This is a genomic window from Azohydromonas lata, from assembly GCF_034427735.1.
GTDB lineage: Bacteria > Pseudomonadota > Gammaproteobacteria > Burkholderiales > Burkholderiaceae_C > Azohydromonas > Azohydromonas lata.
Genome location: NZ_JAXOJX010000015.1, coordinates 23256 through 46416, shown reverse-complemented (window position 1 = coordinate 46416; position 23161 = coordinate 23256). Strand labels below are relative to the sequence as shown.

Below are 23161 nucleotides of genomic sequence, written 5' to 3'. Positions count from 1 at the left end.
GCCGCCGGGACGCATCAGCGCTTGAGCCGGACCAGGGCAATGCCCAGCAGCCCCGCGAGCATCAGCGGCAGGCCGCCCGGCTCCGGGACAGGGTTGGTGCGCAGATCGAGCACCAGTTGCTGGCCTTCCTCGAAGTTCAGCCCCTTCCAGTTCACGGTGATGGCGTTGGCGTTGAAGCTCAACTGCACCGGGCTGAAGTCGGCCAGCGTCGTGCCGGCAGTGTCCACGCTGACGGCGCTGAAGGCGTCCACCTGCCCCAGCACGTCGGACAGCACCCAGCCGTTGAACTGGAAGGGTCCCGCCGAGTCGCCCAAGCCAAAGGCGTTGGTATAGCGGAAGCGGATGACGATGCGGTCATCCGAAATGTCCATGGTGGCGGCCCCGTCGGCCACGTCGGCGACTTCCACGCCCGCGCCCACCAGGTAGTCGCCGTTGCCGCCCGTGGGGTACGGGCTGCTGGAGATCGTGCCGACGCGGTACTCCAGGCGGACCTGGCTGCCCGTCAGCGGACTGGCCCAGGCGCTTGCCGCGGTCACCAGGGCCAGTGCCGGCACCAGCAAAAACTTCTTCACGACGTCCTCCCACGTTCATGTAGTTGTGAAAAGCCATCATGCATAACTCACAAAAGCTTTCACACATCCACACGAATGGGGATTTTCGCCCAGGACCCAAGTCCCATGGTCCCATAAGGCAGCGGCGCCCCACCGCCGCCGGGACTAGAGGTCGTAGGCGACCAGGCCGATGACCACGCCGTTGCGCCAGCCCTCGCCCCCCTGCTGGCGCTGCACGCTGATGTCCAGCGCCAGCCGGTCCCGGCGCAGCCAGTGGCGCACGCCGGCGTGCAGCAGGTGCTGCCCGGGCTGGTAGACGGCTTCCGTGAAGCCCCAGGTGCGGCCCGCGAGGCGGCGCTCCAGGCCGGCGGCGACGAAGCCCTGGTCGCCATTGAAGGGCCGGCGCTGCCAGCCCAGGTTGAAGTGGGCCTGGCCCTGCTCTTCCCACAGCGACAGGCTCAGCGGCAGTTGCACCAGGGCGCCGCGGCGGCCGCGGCACGGCCCGTCCTCGGCGGCCTCGCCGGCGCGCTCGTCCGCGCGCTCGCGGTTGAGGCCCAGCATCATGCTGATGCCCACGCCCCAGCCGTCGCGCGCGATGTCGTTGAAGAGGTGCTTGAATTCCAGCTCGGCCTCACGGCTGCGTTCACCGCCGCCGGCGCGCTCGGCCGTCCATTCGAGCTCCATGGACGTGGCCCGGGTGAAGTCGTATTCGAGGCCCATCTGCAGCGCGTTGTCCGCGCCGGTGCGAATCCATCGCCCGCCCAACATCCATGACTGCTCGTCGTCCTCCATGGCCGCGGTGCGCAGCACGAGGTAGGGACGGTCGGTGGCACGCGCGGGCAGCGCCGAAAAACAAAAAGCCAGGGCCGCGCAAAGCGCGAACCCTGGCTGAAAGCCGAGCTTGTATGTCATTGCTGACAGCTTAGCCCGGCCACCCCGGTTGCAATCGAAATTACTTGGACAGCTTGAACACCCAGACGGAGCCGCCCTGCTCAAGGTAGTTCACGCGCTTGGCGACTTCGCCGCCCCACAGCGGCACGGCGCCGCCCCAGCCGGAAACCACGGCCACGTACTGCTCGCCCTTGTCTTCCCAGGTGACCGGGGGCGCCACGACGCCGGAGCCGGTCTGGAACTGCCACAGCACCTTGCCGGTCTTGGCATCGGCGGCCTGCAGGTAGCCTTCAGGCGTGCCCCACCACACGAGATTGCCGCCGGTGGTCAGCACACCGCCCCACAGCGGCGCGTTGTTCTTGACTTCCCAAGCGATCTTGCCGGTCTTCGGGTCGATTGCGCGCAGCGCGCCGATGTAGTCCTCGTTGAGCGTCTTGATGGTGAAGCCGGCGCCCAGGTAGGCCGCGCCCTTCTTGTAGGTGATGGGCTCGTTCCAGATGTCCATGCCCCACTCGTTGGAAGGCACGTAGAACAGCTTGGTCTCGGGCGAGTACGCCATGGGCATCTGGTTCTTGCCGCCCAGGAAGCCCGGCGCAGCGAACACGGTCTGACCCTTCTTGCCATCGGGGCTGGCGGTGGGATCGCCAGGACGGCCTTCCGGCACGTAGTTCGGACGGCCCGTCTTCAGGTCGATGCCCGTGGCCCAGGTGATCTTCTTGACGAAGGGGAAGGCGTTGACCAGCTCGCCGGTCTTGGCGTCGTTGACGTAGAAGAAGCCGTTGCGGTCCGCCTTGCCGCCCAGGATGCGGCCGCCGTCTTCGTAGGTCACGAATTCGTTGACGCCGTCAAAGTCCCAGCCGTCGTTGGGCGTGTTCTGGTAGTGCCACTTGATCTGGCCGGTCTTGATGTCGATGGCCAGCGTGGAGCACGAGAACAGGTTGTCGCCCTTGCGCAGGTTGGAGTTCCACGGCGCGGGGTTGCCCGTGCCGAAGTAGGCCAGGCCTGTCTTGGGGTTGTAGGTGCCGCCCAGCCAGGTGGCGGCGCCACCGGTCTGCCACAGGTCGCCAGGCCAGCTCTTGCCTTGCGTGCCGGAGATGCCGTTCTCGGTCTTGTTGCCGTTCTTGTCGTACTTGTAGCCCATGTGGCCTTCGACGGTCGGACGCGTCCAGACCAGCTGGCCGGTCTTGGGGTCGCGCGCCTCGACGCGGCCCACCACGCCGAATTCGCCGCCGGACACGCCCGTCAGCAGCAGGCCCTCGGCGATGATGGGCGCGGCCGAAGCGGAGTAGCCGGCCTTGTAGTCGTCGATCTTTTCCTTCCAGACCACGTCGCCGGTCTTCTGGTCCAGGGCCACGAGCTGGGCGTCCAGCGTGGCGAAGATCACCAGGTTGTCGTACAGCGCGGCGCCGCGGTTGATCACGTCGCAGCAGGGCATGATGCCCTCGGGCAGGCGGTGCTCGTACTTCCACAGCTTCTTGCCGGTCTTGGTGTCCAGCGCATAGATGCGCGAGTAGGACGCCGTGACGAACATGACGCCGTCATGGACCACCGGCTGCGACTCCTGCCCGCGCTGCTTTTCGCCGCCGAAGGAGAAGGACCAGGCCGGCACCAGCTTGCCGACGGTGGTGGTGTTGATCTGCTTGAGCGGCGAGTACCGCTGGCCTTGCGTGCCCAGACCCCAGGACAGCACGTCCCCGGTGGTCTTGGCGTCGTCCTGGATCATCTTGTCGGTCACGACGGCTTGGGCAGCCATCGAGCCCATGGCGAGGGCCACCATGGTCGTGATCATCTTGAAGCGCATGTTGTCTCCTTCGTGAGTGGATGCGGTGTTCGACCGGGTTCGGCGGCCGCTGCGCGGGGACTCCTTGCGCAACAAGCGTGCCATGCCGCAGTCAAGCTCCAGACGGGGTATCGGCCCCGAAAATGGCCCCTCGGAGTCAGGGTTTATCCGAGAGTTGTCCCAGGTTTGAACAGGCCTCGCGCGCCTTGCTGTCACAAGCCGGCAGCAGCGCGGCCTGCTCGTAGCGCGGGTACAGGTGCACGACGTTGCGGGTGAACTCGGTGGAGCGGGCGCCCCAGGCGTCGAACTCCGCGGGCAGCGGGCGGTGCAGCACCTCGGTCATCTCCAGCCCCTGGGCGGCGGCGCGCTGCAGCGTGCCGTCCAGCCAGCCCAGGTAGCGCTGCGTCATGCCTATGCCCTGCGCGTCGGCGCGCACGGGGCCGTGGCTGGGCACCAGCGCCGCCAGTTGCGCGGGCAACGCCTGCTGCAGCGCGCGCAGGCTGGCCTGCCACTGCGCCAGCTGCGCATGCGGCGTGGTGGGGATGCGCTGCACGAAGACCAGGCCGCCGGCGAACACCACGCCGCTCTTGCGGTCCACGAGCACGAGGTCGCTGCCGGTGTGGCCCTGGTATTCGCGCAGCTCGAATTCCCGGCCCCCCAGGCGCAGCACCCCCGGCGCGGCGTCGGTATCGGGCAACAGCGCCTGCGTGCCCTTCATCCAGTCGCCGCAAGTGCGAAAGAGGTTGTCCTCGTAGGCCGTGGCCTCGCGCGCCATGCCCGCGCGCGTGGCGGGCGTGGCCAGGCGGGGCACGTCGGCAAAGGCCTGGTTGCCCAGGAAGTAGTCGGGATGCAGGTTCAGGTGCAGCACCTGCTTCACCGGCTCGCCGGCCGTGCGCTCTATGAGCGCGCGCAACTGCTGCCCGTACTTCAACGAGGGCCCGGTGTTGATCACCAGCACGCCCTCGCCGGTGGCGATGAAGCCGGTGTTGATGATGTTGCAGCCGTTAGCGGGCTCGAAGTCCGCGTTGGCGCCCTCCACCACCCACACGCCAGGCGCCAGCGCGCGCGCCTGCAGCCTGTAGTCCAGCGTGGCCAGGTCGGCTTGGGCGGCGTGGGCCGGCCCGCTGCCCAGAGCGGAAAGCGCCAGCAGCGCGGCGGCGCAAGCAAGTCGGACGCGCTTCATGGCAGCAGGCGGCGGCCGATGGCCGCGTCGATCCGGTTGCCGTTGTTGTCGCTGCCGCGCACGCGCAGCGACTCCTGTTGCCGCCCGGGCAGCTCGAAGCTGAGCACCGGGTTTTCGCTCAGGGGCTCGTGGCCGTTGAACACCAGCAGCTCGTGCCCGGCACCGTCGAGCACGGCCAGCCGGTTGATATAGAAGGCCGGCACGCCGGCCACCAGCCCGGTGTCCATGGGGTGCATCACGCGCACGCGCAGCCGCGTGGCCTGCGCGTCCAGCGGGCTCTCGAACAGCGCACCGCTGACCTGCCCCAGCGTGCGCGCCCAGCTGCCGTCGGAGCGCGTGGCGCCGGGCAGCGTGCAGCCCCCGCCGCTGGACTCCACGAAGGTGCCGCCCACGTGCCACACGCCGTCGGCCGTGCGCGCGGCCGCGCGCACGGGGCTGGCCTGCTCAAGCTTGAAGCGAAAGCTCAGCGCCGGCAGCGCCTGGCCCGGATAGAAGTCCAGCACCTTGCGGATGGGGTTGCGGTCCACGATCACGGCGATGTGCGTGACCCCGCCCAGGCCCAGCGCCGAGACGCTCACCGGCACGGCCATCGGGTCCTCGGCGAAAGCCGGGCCGCTGACCTGCACCCGCTCGTCGAACACCACGGGCGCCTTGCCCAGGAACTCGCGCCGGATGTCTTCCCACTGCGCGGAGCCCAACGGGTCCCGCGCCCCCTGGGCCTGGCCTTGCGCCAGCACCCCCAGCGGGGCCGCCAGACACGCCAGCGCCCCGCAAACCGCATGACGTCTTTTCATGGGCTTGACTTTGCTGGGGGTATGGGCTCAAGCGCCATTCGGTATCAACCCGGGATTTGCTCCAGGCTGGAGCAAGTCCCGGGCGGCAGCGGCCTCAGAAGCCGCCGTACACGCGCACGCCGAGCAGGAAGCTGCGCGGGGCACCGGTCTCGAAGTAGCGGGCGTTGCCCTCGTTGACGATCACGCTGCCCGCATAGACCTTGTCGGCCAGGTTGTCCACGCGCGCCAGCAGCTCCACCTTGCGCCCGCCGCCCAGCGGCCAGCTCTTGATCCAGCGCAGGCTGGTGATGACGTAGCCGTCGGCGAAGTCGCTGTTGAGGTCGTTGACGGCGGTGCGGCCCAGGGCGCGCGCCTCCAGCGCCCACTCGCCCAAGGCCGCATCACGCCAGGCGACCTCGCCGAAGGCGCTGGTGCGCTGGGTGCCGGCGATGCGGTTGCCCGCGGCCACTTGGGCGGTGTTCTGGCCCGTGACCGGGTTGCAGGGCAGCACCGTGGTGCAGGTGGTGAAGGCGTCGCGGTAGGCGGCATCCAGGTAGGTCAGGCCCAGTTGCGCGCGCCACGCGGCCGCGGGCTGGAAGCTGGCCGAGAGCTCCGCGCCCTGGCGCCGCGTGCGGCCCACGTTCTGGTAGGTGGCACGGCCGCCGCGGTTGGAGTCCACGCCGATCTCGTCGTCCACGTCGGCGCGGAACAGCGTGGCGTCCACGCTCCACGGGTTGGCGCGCCACTTGGCACCGATCTCGAACTGGCGGCTGGTCTGCGGCTTGAGCGCGGTGTTGAAGCCCGCGCCCTCGCCGCTCCGGCGGTAGGCCAGCTCGGTGAGCGTGGGCGACTCGAAGCCGCGCGCCGCGCTGGCGTGCAGCTGCAGCGAGGGCAGCGCCTGCCAGCGCAGGCCCAGCACGGGGTTGGTGTAGTTGAAGGCGAGGTCGCCGGAGTCGTCGCAGTTGAGCGTGCCGCTGTTGGGGTTGGCGGCGCAGCCGGCCTGCACGGGGTAGCGGTCGCTGGTGGTGAGCGTCACCCGGCCGCTGCGCACGCCGGCGCTGGCGGTGAGCGCGGGGTTGATCTGCCAGTCGAGCTGCGCATAGGCGTCGTGCGTGGTGGCGCGGTTGCGCTCGTCGCGGCGCTGCAGGCCCGTCACGCCCAGCGCCGTGGGGTTGGCGGGATCGCCCAGGAAGTTTTCATAGCCGCGCCGGTCATCGCCCTGCGTCTCGTAGGAGGCACCGGTGAGCAGGTCCACGTCGCCGAAGTTCCAGCGCACCCGCGCATCCATGCCGTGGTATTCGCGGTCGAAGTCCACCACGCCGCCGCTCTGGCGCGTGGAGCTGCGCTGCGTGGAGGGCGGGATGGACTGCCACTGCGTCACGCTGCGCCGGCCCGTGTAGGCGGCCAACTGGGTCTCGCGCACGACGCTGTCGTCGCCGAAGCTGTGTTTCCAGCTCGCGCCCACCTGGCTTTGCTCGGCGTTCTTGCGCGTGTCGTAGCTCGCGGGCAGCGGCTGCACGCCGGTGCGGCCGGGCACGGTGTCGGAGGTCGTGCCATAGGGATTGGCCGCGAACTCCTCGCGCTTGAGGCCCAGCGGGTCCTGCGCGGGCTGGTTGAAGTAGCCGGCCTGCACCACCACGCGGTCGCTGGCGCCCTGCCAGCCCAGGCGCACGTTGGCGGTGTGGCGCTTGGCCTCCATCTGCGGCCGGTAGCCGTCGAACTCCATGGTGGAGCCGCTCACGCGCAGGTCAAAACCCTCGCCCAACGGCGTCTCGACGCTGGCGCGCAACTGGCGCAGCCCGTCGCTGCCCACGTCCAGGCCCACTTCGCCCTGGCGCTCGCGCACCGGTGAGCTGAAGAGGGCGATCACGCCGCCGGAGCTGTTGCCGTAGAGCACCGAGAAGGGCCCGCGCAGCACCTCGATGCGCGAGGCGCCGGCGAGGTCGAAGTGCGAGACCTGGCCCTGCCCGTCCGGCATGGTGGCGGGGATGCCGTCGCTGTACAGCCGCAGGCCTCGCACGCCGAAGGTCGCGCGCGAGCCGAAGCCGCGCGAGCTGATCTGCAGGTCCTGCGCGTAGTTGTTGCGGTTGTTGACGACCAGGCCGGGCACGCGCGCCAGCGCCTCGGACAAATTGATCATGGGCCCGGCCGCGCGCAGCTCCTCGCGCGTGACCACGCCGATGGCGTAAGGCACCTCCGCGGCCACGCGCTCACGCACCGAGCCCGTCACCACCACCTGCGCCGCCTCGCCCTGCGCGGCATCGGCCGCCTGCTGCGCCGAGGCGGCCATGGACAACAGCGCCCCGGCGTAAGCCAGTGCCAGAGGACGCAAACGGGGGGTCGAAGGGAAAACTCGGATGTTCATATCAAGGGAAACAAGGCTCGAAATTCAGGGCGCGATCAGACCGGCAAGCGCTTGCCGTGCCAAGGGAGCACAAACCCCTGTTGCGGCTGCGCCGCGTTGGAGCAGTTGCGGCGGGCACAATTTGATGCCATGCAAACCCGTGGCATTCATCTGCAGTACAGCTTCGAGTCGCGCGGCCAGCGCGGCCCCGAAGTCGAGAACCCCTTATTCGACCTGCTCAACAAGTTGCAGGAGCACGGATCCATACGCCACGCCGCCACGGCCATGGGCGCCTCCTACCGCCACGTGTGGGGCTCGCTCAAGCACTGGGAGGAAGTGATGGGCGAGCCGCTGGTGCACTGGACGCAGGGCCAGGCCGCGCGGCTCACGCTTTTTGCGCAGCGGCTGCTGGCCGCCGAGCGCCAGGCGCGCACGCGCATGACGCCGCACATCGAGGCGCTGCGCGCCGAGCTGGAGCACGTGCTGGCGCAGGCGCTGGACGGCGGGCAGCTCGTCCTGGAGATCTTCGCCAGCCACGACCTGGGCCTGCCGCTGCTGCGCGAGCTGGCGCAAAAGCAGCAGCTGCATGTGGGCCTGCGCTTCGCGGGCAGCGTGGACGCGCTGCGCGCGCTGGCCCAGGGCCGCTGCACGGTGGCGGGCTTTCACGTGCCGCACCTGCCCGCGGGCTCGCCGGTGTTCTCCTCGGCCCTCAAGCCGCTGCTCAAGCCGGGCATTCACAAGCTCATTGGCTGCTCGCGCCGCATGCAGGGGCTGATGCTGCGCGCCAGCGGCGCGTCGGACCGGCGGCTGTCGCTCGCCGACCTGCCGGGCTCAGGCCTGCGCTTCGTCAACCGCCAGAGCGGCTCCGGCACGCGGCTGCTCATGGACCACCTGCTGCAGGCCGCCGGCGTGGACGCCGCGGCCATCACCGGCTACACCGCCCGCCCCGAGGACTCGCACCTCGCCGTGGCCGCCGCCATTGCCGCCGGCCAGGCCGACGTGGGCCCGGGCATAGAGGCCGCCGCGCGCGAGTTCGGCCTGGACTTCGTCCCGCTGGTGGAGGAAGACTATTTCCTCGTCTGCCTGAAGGACGCGCTGGAGACGCCCCCGGTGCGCGCGCTGCGCGCCGTGCTGGAGAGCGCCGAGTGGCCCGCCGCGCTGCAGCAGCTCGCCGGCTACGGCGCGCCGGGCGCGGGCCAGGTGCTGTCGCTGACCAAGGCGCTGCCCTGGTGGCATTTCAAGACGCCCAAGCCGCACGGCGGCGCCTGAAACGGCAAGGCCCCGGACTCCAGCCCGCCCGTCAGGCGTAGAACACCGCCAGCCACACCGTGGGCTGGTGCGGGTCGGTCCACACCACCTGGTGCTTTACGTGGGCGGGGATGTTGACCCAGTCGCCGCGGCGCATTTCCAGCTCGCGGCCGTCCTCGAAGCGCAGCCGGCCCGCGCCTTCGAGCACCATCACCCACTCGTGCTCGTCCTGGTCGAACCAGCCCTCGGCCGGCGCGGTGTGGCCCAGGGAGACGATGCGCTCGAAACGCACGCTGCCGTGCGACAGCAGCGTCTCGAACACCTCGCCATCCAGCCGCGCCGGCAGCGCGGCGAGCAGCTGGCCGCTGCGGGTGGCGCTCATGGCGGGCTCCAGCCGCTCACTGCGCGCTGGCGTTGGGGAAGAAGAGCTGCTCGCCGTTGATCTTGTAGGCGGCGATGGTGGACTGCCCCGCGGGCGACACCACCCAGTCGGCAAAGCGCTGCGCCTCCTTCACCTTGACGTGCGGGTGCTTGGCGGGGTTCACCACGATGACGCCGTACTGGTTGAACAGGCGCTTGTCGCCCTCCACCAGCACCGCCAGGTCGGCGCGGTTCTTGAAGCTCAGCCAGGTGCCGCGGTCGGCCAGCACGTAGGCGCCGCTGGAGGCGGCGATGTTCAGCGCCGGGCCCATGCCGCAGCCGCATTCCTTGTAGCCGGCGGGATGCTTGGCGGCCATGTCCACGCCCGCCACCTTCCAAAAGCGCAGCTCCGCCGCGTGCGTGCCGCTCTTGTCGCCGCGCGAGATGAAGGGCGCGCCGGCCGCGGCCAGCTTGCCCATGGCGGCGACCACGTCGGCGCCCTTGACGCCGGCCGGGTCGGACTTGGGGCCGACCAGCACGAAGTCGTTGTACATGACGGCCTGGCGCTTGAGGCCGAAGCCTTCGGCCACGAACTTCTCCTCGGCCGGCTGGTCGTGGACGAAGACGATGTCCGCGTCGCCGCGGCGCGCCATGTCCAGCGCCTGGCCCGTGCCCTGGGCCACCACGCGCACCTCGATGCCGGACGCCTTGGTGAAGGCCGGCAGCAGGTGGCTGAAGAGGCCGGACTGCTCGGTGGAGGTGGTGGAGGCCATCACGATGAACGGCCCTTGTTGCGCCTGCACCGCGCCGGCGGCGGCCAGCAGCACGGCGGCGCCGGCGATGGTGCGCAACAGGTGCCGGCGCGGAATGCTCGTCAATGCCATGGCAGTTCGCCTTTCAGAAAGAGCGCCGCTTCATGCGGCAGCGGGTCGTTGAAGAAACTCTCGACGGGGCGGTCCACCACCAGGCGGCCGTCTTCCATGTAGATCACGCGCGTGGCCATGCGCTTGGCCTGGCCGAGGTTGTGGGTGCTCATCACGACCGACATGCCCTCGGCGGCGAAGTCCAGCACCAGGGCCTCCACCTCGCGCTTGGCGGCCGGGTCCAGGCTGGCCGTGGGCTCGTCCAGGAACAGCACCTGCGGGTGCACGGCCCAGGCCCGCGCCAGCGCCAGGCGCTGCTGCTGGCCGCCGGAGAGCACGCGCGCCGGGCGGTCGGCATGTGCTTCCAGCCCAACGCGGCGCAGCGCCAGATCGGCCCGCGCCGCGCGCTCGCGCCGCGGCACCCCGGCCAGCCACAGCGCCAGCAGCAGGTTGCGCCGCGCCGACAGGCGCAGCAGGAACGGGCGCTGGAACAGCATGGCCTGGCGCGGCTCGCGGCCGTCGGCCGCAAGGCGCACGCGGCGCTCGCCGCCGCTGTTGGGCAGTTGCCCGTGCAGCAGGCGCAGCAGCGTGGTCTTGCCGCTGCCGTTGGGTCCGATGAGCATGAGCCGCTCGCCCGCGTGCACGGCCAGGTCCAGCAGCTGCAGCGCCTGGCGCTCGCCAAAGCGCACGCCGGCCTGGCGCAGCTCGATCAAGGGTTCGACCTGGCCCGCGGCCACGGCGGCGGGGGCGGCGGCATCGGTGGGCAGCAGGCCCAGTGGCAGCGGTGCGTTCATCGCGCCATGCCCTCGGCCGGCTGCAGGCGGCGCAGCGTGGCGATGAAGAGGTTGATGAGCGCCACCAGCAGCAGCAGCAGCAGGCCCAGCGCCAGCGCCTGGGCCAGGTCGCCCTTGCTGGTTTCCAGCGCGATGGCGGTGGTCATGACGCGGGTGAGGCCGTCGATGTTGCCGCCCACGATCATCACCGCCCCCACCTCGCTGATGGCGCGGCCAAAGCCCGTGAGCAGCACCGTCACGAGCGCCATGCGCTCGTGCACCAGCAGCAGCAGCGCGCTCCTGAACGGGCCCGCGCCCATGGAGCGCAACTGCTCGCCGTTGCCGCGCATGGCGTCGGCCACGAGCTGCCGCGTGAGCGCCATCACCAGCGGCAGCACGAGCACGGTCTGCGCGACCACCATGGCGCCCGGCGTGAACAGCAGCCCGTAAGCGCCCAAGGGGCCCGACCGCGACAGCAGCAGGTAGACGGTCAGGCCCACCACCACCGGCGGCAGCGCCAGCAGCGTGTTGAGCACCAGCAGCAGCACGCGCTGCCCGGGGAAACGGCTCACCGCCAGCCAGGCGCCGCCGGCCAGGCCCAGCACGGCGGCCAGGGCGCTGGCGCTGCCGCTGACGGCAAGCGACAGCAGCACCACCTGCCACAGCTTGGGGTCGGCCTGGGCAATGAGGGCGGCGGCCGCCTGCAGGGAGTCCGAGAAACCGTTCATCTACTTCTTTGGGGGATTGCGCGCCGCTGCCGCAGCCTGCCAACGCGTGCGGGCGGAATTGTCCGCGAGCGCCTGGACAGCGGCGATATGCGCGTCAGTGCATAAGTCGCGGCAGCTACAGTCCCGCGCATGCGACTGGCACAGATCCTCTTTTCCCAAGGCTTCGGCACGCGGCGCGAGTGCGCGGGGCTGATTTATTCCGAACTGGTCCAGGTGGACGGCCGCGTGGTGGACGACCCCGACGCCGACTTTCCCACCGACGGCCTGAGCTTCAGCGTGCGCGGCGAGCCCTGGCGCTATTTCGAGAAGGCGCTGGTGCTGCTGCACAAGCCCGCGGGCTACGAGTGCTCCATGAAACCCAAGCACCACCCCAGCGTGCTGAGCCTGCTCCCGACGCCGCTGCGCACGCGCGGCGTGCAGCCCGTGGGCCGGCTGGACGAGGACACCACCGGCTTCCTGCTGCTCACCGACGACGGCACGCTGCTGCACAAGCTCACCTCGCCCAAGCACCACGTGCCCAAGGTCTACGAGGTGACGATGAAACACCCGGTGGACGCCACGCAGGTGCAGCGGCTGCTGGACGGCGTGGTGCTGGACGACGACCCCGCCCCCGTGCGCGCGGCGGCCTGCGAAGCCACCGGCGAGCATTCATTGCGGCTCACGCTCACCGAGGGCAAGTACCACCAGGTCAAGCGCATGGGCGCCGCCGTGAGCAACCGGGTGGAGGCGCTGCACCGCAGCGCCATGGGCGGCCTCACGCTGGACAACCTCGCGCCGGGCAAGTGGCGCTGGGTGGAGGCGGACGAGCGGGTGGCGCTGGGGTTGAAGGCGGGGTGAGCGCTGTTCAGCGCCGCGGGCACGCCCCGGAGGCATAGGCCTCGTTGATGAAGCGCGCCAGCCGCATCCCGGCCAGGCCGATTTGCCGCATCACGATGGGCTCGGCTTGGCGGATGTAGTCGTCGTCCAGCACCTGCGTGTCCTGCGTCATGCGCCAGACCTGCGCGCCCAGCGCGTGGCTGGCGTTGGCCCAAGCCACGGGCGTGCCGCCATCCAAATTGGGCGCCTGGGCCTCGCTCGTGCGCATCCAGCCGTCTTCAATGCGCGCCACCAGCGTGGCGTGGTCCGGCACCAGTTTTCCAAGCAGCCCGTAGTCCCAGGCCGCGTGCAGGTTGGTGCGTTCCGGCCAGGGCGCGCAGCCCGGCCCGCAATACGGCCCATGGGCGCGCAGGACCACCGGCATGTCGTTGCCGCCGCGCAGGTCGTCGTAGGCGTGCAGCGGCTGGTGCAGGTCGCCCACGAGGTGGATGGCCCACATCAGCGCTTCCTTCCTGTCCTGCGGCGTGGGCGCGCAGCGCAGATCGTTGCGCAGCCGCTCCAATTGCTCAACGACACAGGCCTGGGGCTGGTTGGGCGGACCGCAATGCTGGCGGGCGTCGTACACGGCGGCGCTGCCCGGGATGCGGACGAAGTGCCAGAGGCCCGTGGCCTTCACGTCCGGCGTCGTCTTGGGGTCGGCACGAATCTCGTCCGGCCAGCTCGCTACCGAGGCCATGCTCTGCCCCGGCTCCAGCACTTGGGCCACGGTGGCCGCGGCCTGCGGCGTCAGCCGGCGGCTGGCCAGCTCGGCCACGGCGGCATGGCCCACCGCGCCCCAGGCGAAGGCGGCGGAACTGGTTCCCAAAAGGGAGAGATTCAACAGGAGTCGGCGCATTTGCAAGAACGATTCAGCCATGCTCACAGCCCAGGCACGCCGTCCTTCCACTGCGCCCAGTTCTTCACAATATCGGACACCACCGGCCAGGCCGCGTTGTACAAATTGGCCGTGGCTGCCGGATAACCGCCGGACTTGGTATTGAGCGAATCCAGTGCCGACTGGCCCGGATACGGCCTTTCGAAATTGGACCCCGTGCGCAGCACCGCCACGCGGTTCATTTGCAGCCGCCCCGCAGCGGCACCACGCTTGAGGCCTTCGAATACCGCGTTGTCTTCCTGCTGCGTGGTGCAGTAATTTCCCTTGCCGTCGGTGAGCAGCGATACCCACTTGGACGCCCAGGAGCCCAATATGTCTCCGTGCCAGTAAGTGTCGCCGCTGGCCGTATCGCATTGAATGACGGACGGCGCCGCCTGGGCCGAAGTCTGCGGATATTTGGCGCGGTAGGCCTGCGCTTCCGGCGTATCCGCCAGCATGGCCCGCCGTGAGAGTTGCAGTGCCTTTTGCAGCAACACCTCGTCAACCTGGAACAGCTCCGTGCCGTAGCGCAGCGGGGGTTTGGTGTCCGAGTCCGGCGACTTGATGCCGAAATAGCCGACCTGCCAGTGGTCGGGTTTCTCGCGTGCATCGAATTCATGCGCCAGGCCGAAATCCACGACGTAGCGCGCCCAAGTGGCCGAGCCCACGCTGCCCACGTTGGGGTTGATCCCGCCCACGCCGGTGATGAATATGTAGGCCTTTTTCAGGTCGAAGAAATTGCTGAACGCGATGGCCATGGCCGAGGCCGCCGCATTCGAATGCCCCATGTCCGTGGTCATGAGGCAAATGTCGTCGGCCGTGCATTGCACGGTGGGAAAATTGGCCGACAAACCCGGCACCTTGTAGGTCTGGGTCCAGGTCAATTTGGGTTGCCAGGCCTGGGCTTCGGGGCCGTAAAGGGTGACGATCAAAACCTTGACCGGGCGTGGGGAAACTGGCGCGGTGGCAATGACGGCGGGCAGCCTCGCCTCTTCCATACTGGCCACGGTGACGTTGGACGGCAACCCGCCGGCGGGTTGCGTCGGTGCGGTCACCAGGGGGGCCGGCCCCTGCAGCGGCACGGCCGTGCAGGCTGAAAGCGCCAGAACCACGGAAATCGACGCAAGGGAAAGAGGCTTGATCTGCATATATTGAAATTCCCGGCAATTCGAATTGAGCAACCAGACACCCAATAACCAGCCCGCATCATTCCACAATCATTTGCCGCCGCGAGACGGCTTTGAGCGGCCGGAAATAAAAACGCCGCCGTTCCGGCCTGGGCCGGAAGGCGGCGCCGGCAGCAGCGAGCGCGGGGCCTCAGCTGCCGCGCGGGTCCACGGTGGCGCTCGGGGCGGGGGCCGGGGTGGGCGCCTGGGCGGCGTCCGACCCATCCACGCCGGACGTGCCCGCGCTGGTCGCGGCGGCCGCGGCAATCGCGGCGGCGGCAGCCGACGCAGCCGTGGCACCCGCGGCAGGCGATGTGGCCGCGGACATCACGCAGGCGAAGATCACCGCCAGCGCCGGGCGTATCGCCGCGGCCAGCAGCACCATCGCGCGGCTGGTTTCGCCCTTGAGGTCGATGGTGGTGAGCCGCGACAGCACGCTGGCGCAGGCGCCCAACCCGGCAAAGAAGAACAGCGGCGCCGTGGTGGTCAGCGGCGCGGCCTTGGAGAACCACTCCAGCGTGCCCAACACGGTCTCCTGCACCTTGTCCTGCATGCCCTCCAGCCCCCGTGCCGCCAGGCCCAGGAACCACAGCAGCACCAGCGGCAGCAACACCATCAGGGCCACGCCCAGCACCAGCCCGGAGAGATAGATCACGCGGCTCTTGGCCTGCATGTCGTCCAGGTAGACGGCCTGCGCCTTGGCCAGCGTCTCGCGCGCCACCTGCATGTTCTGCGCCGTGTTGCCCGTCCCCGCAGTCCGCGCGGCGTTGACGGCGCCCTGCAGGCGCAGCGCCACTTCGCTGCGTACCCAGGACCTGCGCGAGGACACTTCGCGGCGTGCAGCACTTCACGGCGCCGGACGCGGCCACGCGCAGCGGCCCGGTTGGGTGCAGCGCGCTTCAGTGCCGCGCGCGCAGCAGCGGACGCATCAGCACCAGGCCAGCGATGGGCCCAAGCCCCAGCCAGGGCAGCAACTGCGCCAGCGGCACGCTTTGCGCCAGCCGGACGAACAGCTCGATGCTCAGCACCGAGATGGAAAAGCCCACGCAGTTGACCAGCGTGAGCACGCTGCCCACGGCCTCGCGCGGCGCGTTGGCCGCCGTGAGCGCCGAGAACTGCGGCGAGTCCGGCGACACGGTGAAGCCCCACGCGAACAGCCACAGCGCGAAGACGGCGTCGGACGCCTGTATCGCCCAGGGCGAGAGCAGGCAGCACGCGCCGCTGCAGGCGATGAAGCAGCACGCCACCCGCGTGGACCCCAGCCGCCGCACCGCCAGCCCGCCCAGCACCGAGCCCACGGCGCCCAGGCCGATGACGGCAAAGGACATCCACGACTGCGCCGCGCCCGCCAGGCGCGTGCCCACGATGGCCGGCACCAGCACCCAGAAGGTGTAGAGCTCCCACATGTGGCCGAAGTAGCCGCCGGCCGAGGCCCTCACTTTCACATCGCGCCAGATGCACGACAGTCCGGTGAAGTGCAGGCCGGCCGGGCGCGGCGGCCGGGGCTTGTCCGGCACCAGCGCATAGAGCAGCAGCCCGCCAGCGGCGGCCAGCGCGGCGACGCAAAGCATCACCTGCTGCCACGGCCAGTGCGTGCCCAGGGCGCGCATGGCGTGCGGCGCGGCCGTGCCCAGCATGAGCGCCCCCACCATCAGGCCCAGCGCGTTGCCCAGGCCGCGCGTCCACCAACTCGCCGCGATCTTCATGCCCACGGGGTAGATGCCGGCCAGGAAGAAGCCGGTCAGGCCGCGCAGTGCCAGCAGCAGCGTCCACGACGGCGGCAGCAGCGCCGCGGCCACCATGCAGGCCGCGCCGGCCAGGGCGCACAGCAGGAACACCAACCGCGCCGACCAGCGGTCCGCGATCGCCAGCAGCGCGAACACCAGCGTGCCGGCGATGAAGCCCATCTGCACCACGGAGGTCAGGCTGCCCACGGCCTGCGCGGGCAAGCCCAGCTCGCGCTGCAGGTCCGGCATCACGGCGTTGACGGCGAACCACAGCGAGGTGCTGGCGAACTGCGACACGGTGATCACGGGCAGGATGCGCCGCGGCACGGGCGCATCGGCGGCGGCAGCGGCAAGCGGGGTGTTCAAAGCCATGGCGCATAAGCTTAAGCGCCGTGCGCACCGCCCCGGTGCGGGCGCTGCGGCGCCATTGCGGCCCAATTCGGAAGGCATGGCGACCCGCTCCAGGCCCCGTGGCGGGCGTGTCCCGGCCGGTATGGCCCTGCGGCCGCGCGGGCAGGCCGTGGCGGACCGCGATAATCGCCCCCATGCGCGTCTTCCGCGGTTTTCACCATCCCGGCATAGCGAGCGCCTGCGCGCTCACCATCGGCAACTTCGACGGCGTCCACCGCGGCCACCAGGCCATGCTGGCGCTGCTCACCAACGAGGCCCGCCATCGCGGCGTGCCCAGTTGCGTGCTGAGCTTCGAGCCGCATCCGCGCGACTTCTTCGCGCAGCGCACGGGGCAGCCGCAACTGGCGCCGGCGCGCATCGCCAACCTGCGCGACAAGCTCACCGAGCTGGAGCGCTGCGGCATAGACCAGGTGGTGATCCTGCGCTTCGACCAGCGCTTTGCCGCCCTCTCGCCGCAGGCCTTCGTGGACGAGGTGCTGGTGCAGGGCCTGCACGCGCGCTACGTGCTGGTGGGCGACGACTTCTGCTACGGCGCCAGGCGCGCCGGCGACTACGCCACGCTGGACGCCGCGGGCGACGCCGCCGGCTTCGACGTGGCGCGCATGCTCAGCTACGAGGTGCATGGGCTGCGCGTGTCCAGCTCCGCGGTGCGCGAGGCGCTGGCGCAGGGGAACATGGAGCAGGCGGCCGTGCTGCTGGGGCGCCCCTACAGCATCAGCGGCCACGTGATGCACGGGCGCAAGCTCGGCCGCGACCTGGGCTTCAGAACGCTCAACCTGCGCTTCGACCATCCCAAGCCGGCAGCCATGGGCATCTTCGTGGTCCGCGTGCACGGCCTCACCGACCAGCCGCTGCCCGGCGTGGCCAGCCTGGGCGTGCGCCCAACGGTGGAGGACGCCGGGCGCGTGCTGCTGGAAACGCACTGCCTGGAGTGGCCGCTTGGGCTGGAGGCAGGCTACGGCAAGTGCATCCGCGTGGAGCTGCTGCACAAGCTGCACGACGAGCGCCGCTACCCCTCGCTGGACGCGCTGCGCGCGGCCATAGCCCAGGACGAGACCGACGCGCGCGCGTGGTTCGCGGCGCATCCGGCGCCCTGAGCCGGCAGGCTCACCGCCTTCATCGGAGGTACGACCCATGGCACGTGCAACGGGTCTGCAAGTACGGGAAGGCCAGGCTGGCGCGCCGCTGTCTGCGCAGCACAAGCGCTTCAACAGCCTGGTGCGGCGCATCGCCGAGGCGCGCAAGACGCTGCAGGACTGGCCGCAGGCCATTGCCGCGTACCGGGGCTCGCGCGAGCAGGTGTTGCGCCCGCTGCTGGACTCGCTCAGCGGCACCCAGCGGCAATGGGCCTTCGCGCTGGACGCCCTGCTGGAACAGCGCGGCTGGACCAAGGTGGAGCGCGAAACGATGGCCGAGCTGATCTGCGAAGCCGCCGGTGGCCTGCTCGACATGGATGAGGGCGACGACGAGATCAAGGCTTTGTTCGACAAGCATGCGGACCTGAGCTTCGACGACGAACAGCAAGAGTCGGTGCACGCCCTGAAGGCAATGGCCGAGCACATGACGGGGCTGGACCTGGGCGACGGCGACGACATCCGCAGCCAGGAGGATCTGATCGAGCGCATGCGCCAGCGCCTGCAGCAGCAGGCGGCCGAAGAGGCGGTCCGTCAGGACGAGCAGGAAGCCGCGCGCGCCGCCCGCCCGGCCAAGCGCAAGACGGCCGCGCAGCTCAAGCGCGAGACCGAGGCGCAGCAGGCCACGCAGTCCGTGCGCGAGATCTACCGCAAGCTCGCCAGCGCGCTGCACCCGGACCGCGAGGCCGACCCCGAGCGGCGCGCGGAGAAAACCGCCCTCATGCAGAAGGTCAACCAGGCGCACGAGGCCGGCGACCTGCTCACGCTGCTGGAGCTGCAGTTGCAGATCGAGCAGATAGACGACGACCACGTCGCCCGCGCCGACCCGCAGCGCCTGAAGCACTACAACAAGGTGCTGGCAGAGCAGCTCGACGAATTGCAGGCCGAGCTGCTGCACGTCGAGGCCGGGTTCGGCGTGGAGTTCGGCCTCCTGCCCGGACAGGTCACCCACCCTCGCCAGCTTGGCCCGCTGCTGGAGGGCCAGCGCCACGAGCTGCAGGCCAGCATGGCGCAGGCGGCCCGTGACCTGATGCGGCTGCAGGACAAGGCCGCGGTCAAGCGCATGCTCAAAGCCGAGCGTCGGCGGCTGAACCAGCCGGACTTCCCGGGCTTCGATTCCTTCTGACCGCCGCGCACCCGGCGCGCCACCGGGGCAGCCCTTAAAATCAGGGGATGCCCTCTTGCCTCTTCCTGACGCAACTGCGCCGCTGGCACGCCTGCACCCGGCGCCAGGCCACGCGCGACCGAATTTAAAAGCCGGCCGCCCATCGGCGCGTCGGCCCTGCCCCCAGGGCAACACGCACGCGCCGCACCGCTGAACACCGCCCGCGGCGGGAGCGCCTTCCTCTTGTGCGCGCCCGCCCAAAGCCACCCAGACACGCCGGCCGCGACCGCGCCACCGCCATGAACGACTCCACCGCCGCTGCTCCCGACACCTCCACGGCCCCCGCCACGGACTACCGCGCCACGCTGAACTTGCCCGATACGAGCTTCCCGATGCGGGGCGACCTGCCCAAGCGGGAGCCGGGCTGGGTGAAGGAGTGGGAAAGCCAGGGCCTCTACAAGCGGCTGCGCGAGGCGCGCTGCGGCGCCCCGCGCTTCGTCCTGCACGACGGCCCGCCCTACGCCAACGGCAAGCTGCACATCGGCCACGCGGTCAACAAGATCCTCAAGGACATGATCGTCAAGTCCAAGCAGCTGGGCGGCTTCGACGCGCTGTACGTGCCGGGCTGGGACTGCCACGGCCTGCCCATCGAGAACCAGATCGAGAAGACCCACGGCCGCGGCCTGCCCCGCGACGAGGTGCAGGCCAAGAGCCGCGCCTACGCCGGCGAGCAGATCGCGCAGCAGATGGCCGACTTCAAGCGCCTGGGCGTCATCGGCGACTGGGAGCACCCCTACCGCACCATGGACCGCGGCAACGAGGCCGGCGAGATCCGCGTGCTGGGCAGGCTCATGGAGCGCGGCTACGTCTACCGCGGCCTCAAGCCCGTGTACTGGTGCTTCGACTGCGGCAGCTCGCTGGCCGAGTTCGAGATCGAGTACGCGGATAAAACGTCGCCGACCATCGACGTGGCCTTCAAGGCCGCCGACCCGGCCCGGCTGGCCGCCGCCTTCGGCCTGGCCGACCCCGACCTGCCCGCGCTGGCGCAGGACGCCTTCATCGTCATCTGGACCACCACGCCCTGGACCATCCCGGCCAACCAGGCGCTCAACCTCAACCCCGAGCTGCCCTACGCCCTGGTGCGCACGCCGCGTGGGCTGCTGGTACTGGCCGAGGCGCTGGTGGAGAAGTGCCTCGCGCGCTACGGCCTGGAAGGCGAGGTGCTCGCCACCACCGCCGGCCGCAACCTGGAGGGGCTGCAGTTCCACCATCCGTTCGCGGACGTGGACCCGGGCTTCGCGCGCACGGCCACCGTCATCCTGGCCGACTACGCCACGGCCGAGGACGGCACCGGCATCGTCCACTCCGCGCCCGCCTACGGCGTGGACGACTTCAACTCCTGCCTCGCGCACGGGATGAAGTCCACCGACATCCTCAACCCCGTGCAGGGCAACGGCGTGTACGCGGCCGACCTGCCCCTGTTCGGTGGCCAGTTCATCTGGAAGGCCAACCCCCACATCGTCCAGGCGCTGCAGGACGCCGGGCGCCTCATGGCCACCTCGCAGCTGCAGCACAGCTACCCGCACTGCTGGCGCCACAAGACGCCGGTGATCTACCGCGCCGCGGCACAGTGGTTCGTGCGCATGGACGAGGGCGAAGGCGTGTGCACCGTCAACAAGGCCCCGGGCACGCTGCGCCAGATCGCGCTGCAGGCCATCGACGCGACGAGCTTCTACCCCGAGAACGGCCGCGCGCGGCTGCGCGACATGATCGCCAACCGCCCCGACTGGTGCATCAGCCGCCAGCGCAGCTGGGGCGTGCCGCTGCCCTTCTTCCTGCACAAGGTCACGGGCGAGCTGCACCCGCGCACGCTGGAGTTCGTGGAGCGCGCGGCGCAACTGGTGGAGGCCGGCAACATCGAGGCCTGGAGCAAGCTGGACCCGGCCGAATGGCTGGGCGACGAGGCCGCCGACTACGCCAAGAGCACCGACATCCTGGACGTGTGGTTCGACTCCGGCTCCACCTTCTTCCACGTGCTGCGCGGCAGCCACGCCGGCCAGGGCCACGCCAGCGGCCCCGAGGCCGACCTGTACCTTGAAGGCCACGACCAGCACCGCGGCTGGTTCCACAGCTCGCTGCTGATCGCCTGCGCGCTGGAGGGCCGCGCGCCCTACAAGGGGCTGCTCACGCACGGCTTCGCGACCGACGGCCAGGGCCGCAAGATGTCCAAGAGCCTCGGGAACATCGTCGAGCCGCAGTCGGTGAGCAACAAGCTGGGCGCGGAAATCATCCGCCTCTGGTGCGCCTCCACCGACTACTCGGGCGACCTCAACATCGACGACAAGATCCTCGCCCGCGTCGTCGATGCCTACCGCCGCATCCGCAACACGCTGCGCTTCCTGATGGCCAACGCCTCGGACTTCGACCCCAAGGCCGACGCCGTGCCGCTGGAGGAGCTGCTGGAGGTGGACCGCTACGCCTTGAGCCGCGCCTCGCAGATGCAAAGCGAGATCCTGGCGCACTTCGACCGCTACGAGTTCCACCCCGTGGTGTCCAAGCTGCAGGTGTACTGCTCGGAAGACCTGGGCGCCTTCTACCTGGACGTGCTCAAGGACCGGCTCTACACCACCGCGCCCAAGTCGCACGCGCGGCGCAGCGCGCAGACGGCGCTGTGGCACATCACGCACGCCATGCTGCGCTGGATGGCGCCCTTCCTGAGCTTCACGGCCGAGGAGGCGTGGAAGCACTTCGGCGGCGGACAAACCATCTTCACCGAGACCTACTGGCCCTTCACCCAGGCCAACGAGGCGCTGCTGGCGCGCTGGCAGCGCGTGCGCGAGATCCGCGACGCGGTGAACAAGGCCATCGAAGCCGTGCGCAGCGCCGGCGGCGTGGGCTCCTCCCTGCAGGCCAACGTGAAGCTCACGGTCAACGAGGAGGACTTCGCGCTGCTGTCCTCGCTGGGCGACGACCTGAAGTTCGTGCTCATCGTGTCGGTGGTCGAGCTGGTGCGCGGCGCGGAGCTGGCCATCGAGGTCACGCCCTCGTCCGACCAGAAGTGCGAGCGCTGCTGGCACTGGCGGGCCGACGTGGGCGCGGACGAAGCGCACCCGACGCTGTGCGGCCGCTGCGTGAGCAACCTCTTCGGCGCGGGCGAGCCGCGCGTGGTGGCCTGACCGTGGCCGGCGGCAAGGCGGCTGCGAAGCCCAAGCTGGTCAAGAGCCCTGCGGCCCCCAGCGCGTCCGGCGCGCCGGGGCTGCTGCTGTGGCTTGGGCTGGCGGTGCTGGTGGTCGTGATCGACCAGCTCAGCAAGACGCTGATCCTGGGCTGGTTCCAGTACGGCGAGGGCCGTGCCATCACGAGCTTCTTCAACCTCGTGCGCGCGCACAACACGGGCGCGGCCTTCAGCTTCCTGGCGCATGCGGGCGGCTGGCAGCGCTGGTTCTTCACCGCGCTGGCGCTGGCGGCTTCGGCCTTCATCGTGTGGATGCTCAAGAAGCACCCGGGGCAGAAGCTCTTCTGCTTCGCCATCACCATGATCATGGGCGGCGCGCTGGGCAACGTGATCGACCGCCTCATGCACGGCTACGTGGTGGACATGCTGGACTTCCACCTCGCCGGCCGGCACTTCCCGGCCTTCAACCTGGCCGACAGCGCCATCACGCTCGGGGCGATCTGCCTGATCGTGGACGAGCTGCGGCGCGTGCGCGGGGCCAAGTAGCGGCACCCCGCGCCGCCCAGCGGCCGGCGCGCTTTCAGCGCACCGGCACCATGCCCCCGTCCACCACGCCCAGCGCCTTGTGCAGCACGGGGCTGGCGTCGGCCGCAGGCGTGAGGCGCTGGCGGCGCATCACGGCCTGCAGCCCGTCGGCGCTGCCGAAGGCCTGGGCGTAGCGCCGGGCCAGGTCGGCGGCAAGCTGCTCCAGCGCCGCGGCGGGTAGCGCCGGCGGCGGCGCGTCGAACACCCGGCGCGCCGGGCCCAGCAGCTCGCAACCGGCTGAAGTCATGTCCACCACCGCGCCGCGCAGGTCGGCTTCCACCTGCGCCGCGCCGCCGCCCCCACGCGGCACCAGAAACCCGCCCAACGCCACGTAGCGGTGCCCGCCCTCCTGCGCCTGCGCCAGCAGCCAGCCGCTGCGCTCGCGCCCCTCCACGGCCAGCGCCGCCGGGCAGGCCTTGAGCACGTCCGCCGGCAGCGGCTCGAACTGCACCCGCCCAACGGGAAAACGCAGCCCAAGCACGGGCTCCTGCCCAGCAATGGGCAGCTCCTGGGCCGACGCGGCCACGGCCGCCATGGAGAAAACCGCCCACCCGGCGGCGCGGCAGGTGCCGCGAAAGACGCGCTCGAACGACAAACGCAAAGCCATTGAAACCTCCTGCAAGCCGCGCATGGTGG

At 70.2% G+C, this 23161-nt stretch carries 21 protein-coding genes; 6 read left to right on the top strand and 15 right to left on the bottom strand.

What is annotated here, in order from left to right; all coding sequences use genetic code 11:
* Nucleotides 1-14 precede the first annotated feature (14 nt).
* From SM757_RS11365 to SM757_RS11340, 6 genes are all read right to left on the bottom strand, one after another.
* Nucleotides 15-572 carry a PEP-CTERM sorting domain-containing protein gene (locus tag SM757_RS11365; RefSeq protein ID WP_322465558.1) on the bottom strand — a complete coding sequence of 186 codons (558 nt, stop codon included), beginning with the start codon at nucleotides 570-572 and terminating at the stop codon, nucleotides 15-17.
* Between the two features lie 144 nt (nucleotides 573-716).
* Complete coding sequence (locus SM757_RS11360) at nucleotides 717-1463, bottom strand: hypothetical protein (protein ID WP_322465557.1); 747 nt, start codon at nucleotides 1461-1463, stop codon at nucleotides 717-719.
* A gap of 40 nt (nucleotides 1464-1503) precedes the next feature.
* Complete coding sequence (locus SM757_RS11355; RefSeq protein WP_066339910.1) at nucleotides 1504-3243, bottom strand: PQQ-dependent methanol/ethanol family dehydrogenase; 1740 nt, start codon at nucleotides 3241-3243, stop codon at nucleotides 1504-1506.
* Nucleotides 3244-3379: 136 nt separating this feature from the next.
* Complete coding sequence (locus SM757_RS11350) at nucleotides 3380-4405, bottom strand: quinoprotein relay system zinc metallohydrolase 1 (RefSeq protein WP_084267738.1); 1026 nt, start codon at nucleotides 4403-4405, stop codon at nucleotides 3380-3382.
* Nucleotides 4402-5199 carry a quinoprotein dehydrogenase-associated SoxYZ-like carrier gene (locus SM757_RS11345; RefSeq protein ID WP_066339907.1) on the bottom strand — a complete coding sequence of 266 codons (798 nt, stop codon included), beginning with the start codon at nucleotides 5197-5199 and terminating at the stop codon, nucleotides 4402-4404. Before SM757_RS11345 ends, SM757_RS11350 begins: the two co-directional genes overlap by 4 nt.
* Before the next feature lie 94 nt (nucleotides 5200-5293).
* Entirely contained in the window at nucleotides 5294-7510 is a 2217-nt protein-coding gene (locus tag SM757_RS11340) for a TonB-dependent receptor family protein (protein WP_322465556.1), read from the bottom strand.
* A 162-nt stretch (nucleotides 7511-7672) separates the two neighbouring features.
* Here SM757_RS11340 and SM757_RS11335 point away from each other — a divergent pair, with 162 nt between their 5' ends.
* Nucleotides 7673-8791, top strand: coding sequence for a substrate-binding domain-containing protein (locus SM757_RS11335; RefSeq protein WP_322465555.1), 1119 nt, complete (start codon nucleotides 7673-7675; stop codon nucleotides 8789-8791).
* Nucleotides 8792-8822: 31 nt separating this feature from the next.
* Here SM757_RS11335 and SM757_RS11330 read toward each other — a convergent pair whose 3' ends face one another.
* Genes SM757_RS11330 through SM757_RS11315 form a run of 4 tightly spaced genes read right to left on the bottom strand, consistent with a single transcriptional unit; the run spans nucleotide 8823 to nucleotide 11494 of the window.
* Nucleotides 8823-9152: a cupin domain-containing protein gene (locus SM757_RS11330; RefSeq protein WP_322465554.1), complete on the bottom strand. Its 330-nt coding sequence runs from the start codon at nucleotides 9150-9152 to the stop codon at nucleotides 8823-8825.
* Nucleotides 9153-9168: 16 nt separating this feature from the next.
* Nucleotides 9169-10014, bottom strand: a complete 846-nt coding sequence (locus tag SM757_RS11325; RefSeq protein ID WP_322465553.1) for a substrate-binding domain-containing protein — start codon at nucleotides 10012-10014, stop codon at nucleotides 9169-9171.
* Entirely contained in the window at nucleotides 10005-10787 is a 783-nt protein-coding gene (locus tag SM757_RS11320; protein WP_322465552.1) for an ABC transporter ATP-binding protein, read from the bottom strand. Before SM757_RS11320 ends, SM757_RS11325 begins: the two co-directional genes overlap by 10 nt.
* Nucleotides 10784-11494 carry an ABC transporter permease gene (locus SM757_RS11315; RefSeq protein ID WP_066339897.1) on the bottom strand — a complete coding sequence of 237 codons (711 nt, stop codon included), beginning with the start codon at nucleotides 11492-11494 and terminating at the stop codon, nucleotides 10784-10786. Before SM757_RS11315 ends, SM757_RS11320 begins: the two co-directional genes overlap by 4 nt.
* Nucleotides 11495-11623: 129 nt before the next feature.
* Between SM757_RS11315 and SM757_RS11310 the strand changes: the two genes are divergently transcribed.
* Entirely contained in the window at nucleotides 11624-12331 is a 708-nt protein-coding gene (locus SM757_RS11310; protein WP_322465551.1) for a pseudouridine synthase, read from the top strand.
* A 7-nt stretch (nucleotides 12332-12338) separates the two neighbouring features.
* Here the strand turns inward: SM757_RS11310 and SM757_RS11305 are convergent, their stop codons facing one another.
* The 4 genes from SM757_RS11305 to SM757_RS11290 form a co-directional block, all read right to left on the bottom strand.
* On the bottom strand, nucleotides 12339-13175 hold the full coding sequence (locus SM757_RS11305; protein ID WP_322465550.1) for a S1/P1 nuclease: 837 nt from the start codon (nucleotides 13173-13175) through the stop codon (nucleotides 12339-12341).
* 53 nt (nucleotides 13176-13228) lie between these two features.
* Nucleotides 13229-14371, bottom strand: a complete 1143-nt coding sequence (locus tag SM757_RS11300; RefSeq protein ID WP_322465549.1) for a purine-nucleoside phosphorylase — start codon at nucleotides 14369-14371, stop codon at nucleotides 13229-13231.
* Between the two features lie 169 nt (nucleotides 14372-14540).
* On the bottom strand, nucleotides 14541-15218 hold the full coding sequence (locus tag SM757_RS11295) for a hypothetical protein (RefSeq protein WP_322465548.1): 678 nt from the start codon (nucleotides 15216-15218) through the stop codon (nucleotides 14541-14543).
* A gap of 70 nt (nucleotides 15219-15288) precedes the next feature.
* Nucleotides 15289-16488: an MFS transporter gene (locus SM757_RS11290; protein ID WP_322465547.1), complete on the bottom strand. Its 1200-nt coding sequence runs from the start codon at nucleotides 16486-16488 to the stop codon at nucleotides 15289-15291.
* A 173-nt stretch (nucleotides 16489-16661) separates the two neighbouring features.
* On the opposite strand from SM757_RS11290, the gene SM757_RS11285 reads away from it, so the two are divergent.
* From SM757_RS11285 to lspA, 4 genes are all read left to right on the top strand, one after another.
* Nucleotides 16662-17624 carry a bifunctional riboflavin kinase/FAD synthetase gene (locus tag SM757_RS11285; RefSeq protein ID WP_066339883.1) on the top strand — a complete coding sequence of 321 codons (963 nt, stop codon included), beginning with the start codon at nucleotides 16662-16664 and terminating at the stop codon, nucleotides 17622-17624.
* 37 nt (nucleotides 17625-17661) lie between these two features.
* Nucleotides 17662-18786, top strand: coding sequence for a J domain-containing protein (locus SM757_RS11280; RefSeq protein WP_322465546.1), 1125 nt, complete (start codon nucleotides 17662-17664; stop codon nucleotides 18784-18786).
* Nucleotides 18787-19064: 278 nt separating this feature from the next.
* The gene (ileS, locus tag SM757_RS11275) at nucleotides 19065-21941 is read left to right on the top strand and encodes an isoleucine--tRNA ligase (protein ID WP_322465545.1); all 2877 of its coding nucleotides are present in this window, start codon (nucleotides 19065-19067) and stop codon (nucleotides 21939-21941) included.
* Between the two features lie 35 nt (nucleotides 21942-21976).
* On the top strand, nucleotides 21977-22486 hold the full coding sequence (gene lspA / locus SM757_RS11270) for a signal peptidase II (RefSeq protein ID WP_066339923.1): 510 nt from the start codon (nucleotides 21977-21979) through the stop codon (nucleotides 22484-22486).
* A 34-nt stretch (nucleotides 22487-22520) separates the two neighbouring features.
* Here the strand turns inward: lspA and SM757_RS11265 are convergent, their stop codons facing one another.
* On the bottom strand, nucleotides 22521-23132 hold the full coding sequence (locus SM757_RS11265; protein ID WP_322465544.1) for a hypothetical protein: 612 nt from the start codon (nucleotides 23130-23132) through the stop codon (nucleotides 22521-22523).
* Between the last annotated feature and the right edge of the window lie 29 nt (nucleotides 23133-23161).